Here is a 6584-nt window from a genome sequence, read left to right as displayed (position 1 = left end):
TAGGGGAGGGCGCTTCGTCCCCCGACCCTCTCCCCAACCCTCTCCCAAGGAGCGAGGGAGCCGAATCCCCCGCCCGCCGGGAGGGGCTAGGGGAGGGCCCCGTGGGCCGCGTCCTCCTCCTCGACATGGACCCCCAGGGCAACTGCGCCACCGCCCTCGGCATCGACCCCGGCGGGCGCTGCGTCAGCGACCTCCTGGCCGGCCGCGCCACCCCGCGCGAGACCATCATCCCCGACATCCCCCGCGAGCGCGGCGGCACCGGCCGGCCCGGCCTCTTCCTCATCCCCGCCACCGAGCGGCTGGTCGAGGCCACCGAGGAGTTGCTCATCCGCGACTTCCAGGCCTACCGCCGCGGCCGGAACGGGGGTGGGGGGCTGGACGACGTGCTGCTCGACCGCCTCGGCCCCCTGCGCGCCGCCTTCGCCTACATCGTCATCGACTGCCCCCCCTCGCTGGGCAGCCTGACCACCGCCGTCTACCGCTTCGCCGACCGGGCCATCGTCCCCGTCCGCACCGCCATGCTCGACGCCGCCGGCGCGGCCCAGCACACGGCCATGATCAACGACCTCCAGCGCGACGGCCTCGATATCACCGTCAGCGTCATCCTGCCCACCTTCTTCGAGCCGCGCCAGATCCTCGCCCGGCAGGTGTATCAGGACCTGGTGGACAAATACGGCCGCTCCCGCGTCGCCATCCCCATCATCCAGAGCGTCGTCGTCCAGCAGAGCCAGGCCGCCGGCGGCCAGACGCTCTTCGAGTACCCGCCGGCCGAAGCCAGCCCGGCCACGGCGGCGTATCAGCGGCTCATTGACCGGCTCTATACGGAGTAATCATCCGCGGATTGGGCAGATTTGAAGAAGTTCACGCAAAGAACGCCAAGCGTGCCAAGAACGCAAAAGGCTCTTCTTGGCGTCCTTTGTGACCTTGGCGCTCTTTGCGTGAGCTTCTTAATCTGCCCAATCTGCCTAATCTGCGGATAACCCTTCTGGAAACAACCATGAGCGACGACTCCCTCGACTTTCTCGACAACCTCGAACGCCAAACCGCCGAGCGCCCGGCGCGCAAGGGGCGGGGGCGCGACTTCAGCACCGGGCTGGAGCGCGTCACCCACCAGGACGCCGAACGCGCCACCGGCGGCAAGCGTATGGCCGGCCGCCACCTGCGCTACACCGTCTACCTGGCCCCGGAGAGCGTCACCCGCCTCAAGGAGATCGCCGCCGCCATCGGCCTCAGCCAGGCCGAGACGGCGCGCTGGTTCGTGGAGCACATGATCGCGCTCTACGACGCCGGGCTGCGGCCGGAGACGGAGGTGGCCGTGGTGCGGCGGCGGTTGAAGCGGGAATAAACCCACCACGGATTTTCGCGGATGGGGCGGATGAAGAACAGAGTGGTTAAGGACTTTGGATTAGTTTAACTATGAATAGGTAACAGGGGAGAGGCGGCGGGGTGGGGAGATCGCACGCCAGGTACGCCAAGCACACAAAGAAGATTTATCTTTTTGCGTACTTGGCGTACCTGGCGTTCTTCGCGTGAGATCTTTCTTAATCTGCGTAATATGTGAAATCTGTGGATTCTTCTCTCTTTCTTCGCATAAGTGAACGTGCCTATCGCGCTTTTTGTGATATAAATACCCATCGGGGGACGAGAGGCAGGTCACGCGACGAACGTTCATGAGCAAAAAAGGCCTGACCGAACAAGAGATCCGCAGCCGCTACATTCGCCCGGCCCTCGTCGGGGCAGGGTGGGGGGCGGCCGACATCCGCGAAGAGTACTACCTCACCGACGGTCGCATGCACGTCGCCGGCGAGACAGCCACCCGCGGCGAACGCAGCTTCGTCGACTACCTGCTCCTCCACCGCCACGTCCCCCTGGCCGTGGTCGAGGCCAAGGACAACCGCCACGCCGTCGGCGGCGGCCTGCAGCAGGCCCTCCGCTACGCCGAGCTCCTCGACGCTCCCTTCGCCTACAGCTCCAACGGCGACGGCTTCATCGAGCATTGCCGCCTGCCCGCCGCCGGCCCCATCGAGCGCGAGCTGCCCCTGGCCGCCTTCCCCGCGCCCGACGACCTCTGGGCGCGCTACACCGCCGCCCACGCCCTCACCCCCGAGACGGCCGCGCTCATCACCCAGCCCTACTACCGCGAGCGCGGCGGCAAGACGCCCCGCTACTACCAGGAGGTCGCCATCCAGCGCGCCCTCAACGCCGTGGCCGGCGGCCAGCGCCGCCTGCTGCTCGTCATGGCCACCGGAACCGGCAAGACCTTCACCGTGGCCCAGATCATGTGGCGTCTCTGGAAAGCGGGGCGCGTCGGTCGCATGCTCTTCCTGGCCGACCGCAACTTCCTCATCGACCAGGCCAAGACCAACGACTTCAAGCAGTTCGCCGACGTGATGACCAAGATCACCGGCCGCGTCATCGACAAATCCTACCAGCTCTATCTGGCCCTCTACCAGGGCGTCTCCGGCTCCGAAGAGTGGCACAACGTCTACCGCCAGTTCTCGCCCGACTTCTTCGACCTGGTCGTCATCGACGAATGCCACCGCGGCAGCGCCGCCGACGACTCCGCCTGGCGCGAGGTGCTGACCTACTTCGACTCCGCCATCCAGATCGGCCTGACCGCCACGCCCAAAGAGACGGCCTACGTCTCCAACATCGACTACTTCGGCGCGCCCCTCTACACCTACTCCCTGCGCCAGGGCATCGACGACGGCTTCCTGGCCCCCTACAAAGTCCTGCGCGTCAACGTGGACAAAGACGCCCCCGGCTGGCTGCCCGCCCCCGGCCAGACCGACAAGTACGGCCACGTCATCGAGCCGCGCCAATACAACGTCCTCGACTGGGACCGCGCCGTCGTCCTCGAACAGCGCAACGAACTCGTCGCCGAGCGCGTGGCCGACTATCTGCGCGCCACCGACCCCTACGCCAAGACCATCGTCTTCTGCGTCGACATCGCCCACGCCGAACGCCTGCGCCGCTGCCTGGTCAACGCCATCGGCGGCGAGGCCGCCGCCAACCGCCGCTACGTCATGCGCATCACCGGCGACAGCCCCGAGGGCAAGAACGAACTTGACAACTTCATCAGCCCCGAAGAGCGCTTCCCCGTCATCGCCACGACCTCCAAGCTGCTGACCACCGGCCTCGACGTCCAGACGTGCAAGGTCATCGTCCTGGACACCATCATCAACTCCATGACCGAGTTCAAGCAGATCATCGGCCGCGGAACCCGCCTGCGCCCCGACCTGGGCAAGACCCACTTCACCATCATCGACTTCCGCGACGTCACCCGCCTCTTCTATGACCCGGCCTTCGACGGCGACCCGGTGCAGTCGGACGAGTGGCCGGGCGAGCCGCCCGACCTCCCACCCGCCCCCGGCGACGACCCGCCCGAGCCGGCCGAGAAGTCCCCCCAATACGTGGTGGACGACGTGCCCGTCTGGATCGTCCGCGAGCGCGTCCAGTATTACGACCCCACCGGCGCCCTCATCACCCAATCCTTCGCCGACTACAGCCGCGACCGGACGCTGGCCCACTACCGCACGCTCGACGACTTCCTGCAATCGTGGGACGCCGCCGGCCGCAAAAAGGAGCTGATCGTCGAACTCATCCGGCGCGGCGTGCTGCTGGAGGAGCTGGCCCAGCAGGCCGGCGGCGACTACGACCCGTTCGACCTCGTCTGCCACGTCGCCTACGGCCAGCCGCCCCTGACCCGCCGCCAGCGGGCCAGCGCCGTCCAGCGCGACGACGTCTTCACCCGCCACGGCGAGACCGCCCGCGCCGTGCTGGCCGCCCTGCTCGACCGCTACGCCGACAGCGGCATCGAGGCCATCGAGACCGCCGCCGACCCCCGGCTGGGGCGCGAGCTGCTACAGCTGCCCCCCTTCAACCGCTTCGGCACGCCCATGGAGATCGTCCGCGCCTTCGGCGGCCGCGACGCCTACGCCGCCGCCGTCAGCCGCCTGCGCCGCCAGCTCTATCATGTTCACTAACCGCCTGTTGCCGATTAAACACGGATGGGACACGGATGAGACGGATACCACGGATTGAAACCCGCTGTGAAAACGCTTAATCCGTCAAACCCGTTCAATCCGTGTCCCATTCGTGTTTAATTGCCTTGAATAATCATCACCCATGACCATCTCCACCACCATCAAAGCCATCCAGGACGTCATGCGCCAGGACGCCGGCGTCGACGGCGACGCCCAGCGCATCTCCCAACTCGTCTGGATGCTCTTCCTCAAGATGTTCGACGCCAACGAGGAGTACTACGAATGGGAAGAGGGCTACACCTCCCCCATCCCCGACCACCTGCGCTGGCGCCACTGGGCCGCCGACGACGAAGGCATCACCGGCGACGCCCTCCTCAGCTTCGTCAACAACGACCTCTTCCCCGCGCTCAAGGGCCTGGCCTTCGACCGCGACGACGACCCCCGCGGTTACGTCGTCCAGGAAGTGTTCGCCGACTCCTACAACTACATGAAGAACGGCACGCTGATGCGCCAGGTCATCAACCGCATCAACACCATCGACTTCCACCGCGCCGCCGACCGCCACCTCTTCAACGACATCTACGAAAAAATCCTGCGCGACCTGCAGAGCGCGGGCAACGCCGGCGAATACTACACCCCCCGCGCCGTCACCCAGTTCATGACCGACATGACCGCCCCCCGTCTGGGCGAATCGGTGCTAGACCCCGCCTGCGGCACCGGCGGCTTCCTCGTCTGCGCCCTGGAGAGCCTGAAGGCCCAGGCCGCCGACGGCGAACAAAAGCTGGCCGCCGAGCGCCGCCTCGCCGGCGTCGAGAAGAAGCCCCTGCCCCACATGCTGGCCGTGACCAACCTCTTCCTCCACGGCGTCAGCGTGCCCAACGTCGCCCGCGACAACGCTCTGACCCGCCGCCCCTACCGCGCCTATGGCGACGCCGACCGCGTCGACGTGGTGCTGACCAACCCGCCCTTCGGCGGCGTGGAGGAGCCGGGCGTCGAATCCGGCTTCCCCGCCGCCTTCCAGACCAAGGAGACGGCCGACCTCTTCCTGGCCCTCATCATCCACATCCTGCGCGACGGCGGCCGGGCGGCCATCGTCCTGCCCGACGGCTCCCTCTTCGGCGAGGGGGTCAAGACGCGCATCAAGGAGCGGCTGCTGACCGTCTGCAACCTCCACACCATCGTCCGGCTGCCCCACGGCGTCTTCAACCCCTACACCGGCATCCGCACCAACCTGCTGTTCTTCACCAAGGGCGAGCCGACGCGCGAGGTGTGGTACTTCGAGCACCAACTGCCCCCCGGCTACAAGCAGTACACCAAGACCCGCCCCATCACCATCGGCGAATTCGACCTGGAGAAGGCGTGGTGGCACAATCGGGAGGCGACGCCCTACGCCTGGCGCGTCAGCGCCGACGACATCATCGCCCGCCACTACAACCTGGACGTCAAGAACCCCCACGCCGCCGGCGGCGACGACGCCGACCCGGCCGCCCTGCTGGCCCTCTGGCAGCAGCAAGAGGCTGCCGCCGCCGCCGCCCGCGCCGCCCTCCGCGCCGCCCTGGCCGCGTCGCTGGGGGATAGGGAATAGGGGCTAGGGGCTAGGGGCTAGGGAAGAGCGTTGTTCTCTAACCCCTAATCAGAGTCCGCATCCTCAGATGCGCGCGGCGCAACCGGAACCTAATCAGAGTCCGCATCCTCAGATGCGCGCGGCGCTCTGAACGGGCGCAACCGGAAACGATAACGAACGAGCGATGAGTCAGAAACCAGAAACCAGGACAGCGCACTCTTCCCTAGTCCCTAGCCCCTATCTCCTATCCCCTATCACCCTCCTCACCCACTTCGACGCCGCCGCGCGGACGCCGGCCGACGTCGCCCGCCTCAAGCAGCTCATCCTGCAACTGGCCGTGCGCGGCAGGCTCGTCCCCCAAGACCCGAATGATGAGTCTGTGGACGTTTCAATGGCACAGATCGGTAAAGAACGATCTGAACGAGCTTCGGAATTTGGCCTCAGTGCCCCGCCAAGACTTATACAGGATATTGAATATGTTAATGGGCCGAATGAAATTCCTCCGAATTGGCGGTGGGTATCGCTTTCGAGTCTCCTTCTTCATGATCACGGAGGAAAAACCCCATCAAAGAATAACCCGCGCTTTTGGGGAGGCGAAGTTCCGTGGGCAAGTGTAAAAGACCTGAACGACGAAGGTGCTCTCTCCAAAACACAAGACACTATCACGAAGCAAGCTTTGGATGAGAGCGGCGTACCCTTGGTTCCAGCCGGAAATATCATAGTTTGTGTGAGAATGGCAATAGGTCGCATCGCGATTAACCAGATGGATGTGGCTATTAACCAAGACCTGCGAGCCTTCTACCTACCTAAAGCAATCAACAAGGCGTATTTCATTCTTGCATACCGCACCCTGCAAATAGAAGGTTCTGGTATGACAGTCAAGGGTGTTCGCAAGAAAGACCTTCACGACGTACCCTTCCCCCTTCCCCCCACCGCCGAACAACACCGCATCGTCGCCCAGGTCGACCACCTGCTGGCCCAGGCCGACGAACTGGCCGCCCGCCTGGCCGCGGCCGAGACGCAGCGCCGCCGCG

Annotated in this window: 5 protein-coding genes; all 5 read left to right on the top strand. The window is 65.6% G+C overall.

Features of this window, described 5'->3' with window-relative positions; genetic code table 11:
- Positions 1-830 (top strand): ParA family protein (locus tag ACE3UY_RS04625; protein ID WP_374686382.1); only part of this gene is annotated, 830 nt, incomplete at its 5' end.
- A gap of 167 nt (positions 831-997) precedes the next feature.
- Complete coding sequence (locus ACE3UY_RS04620; RefSeq protein ID WP_374686381.1) at positions 998-1345, top strand: hypothetical protein; 348 nt, start codon at positions 998-1000, stop codon at positions 1343-1345.
- Between the two features lie 325 nt (positions 1346-1670).
- Positions 1671-3986: an EcoAI/FtnUII family type I restriction enzme subunit R gene (gene hsdR / locus ACE3UY_RS04615; protein ID WP_374686380.1), complete on the top strand. Its 2316-nt coding sequence runs from the start codon at positions 1671-1673 to the stop codon at positions 3984-3986.
- 142 nt (positions 3987-4128) lie between these two features.
- A complete protein-coding gene (locus tag ACE3UY_RS04610; protein ID WP_374686379.1) occupies positions 4129-5571 on the top strand; it encodes an N-6 DNA methylase in 1443 nt (480 codons plus the stop codon).
- A 370-nt stretch (positions 5572-5941) separates the two neighbouring features.
- Positions 5942-6584 (top strand): restriction endonuclease subunit S (locus ACE3UY_RS04605; protein WP_374686378.1); only part of this gene is annotated, 643 nt, incomplete at its 3' end.

Source organism: Promineifilum sp. (SeqCode), from assembly GCF_041918635.1.
Lineage (GTDB): Bacteria > Chloroflexota > Anaerolineae > Promineifilales > Promineifilaceae > Promineifilum.
The sequence above is the reverse complement of the archived record's forward strand: the minus strand, read 5'-3'. Positions and strand labels throughout refer to the sequence as shown.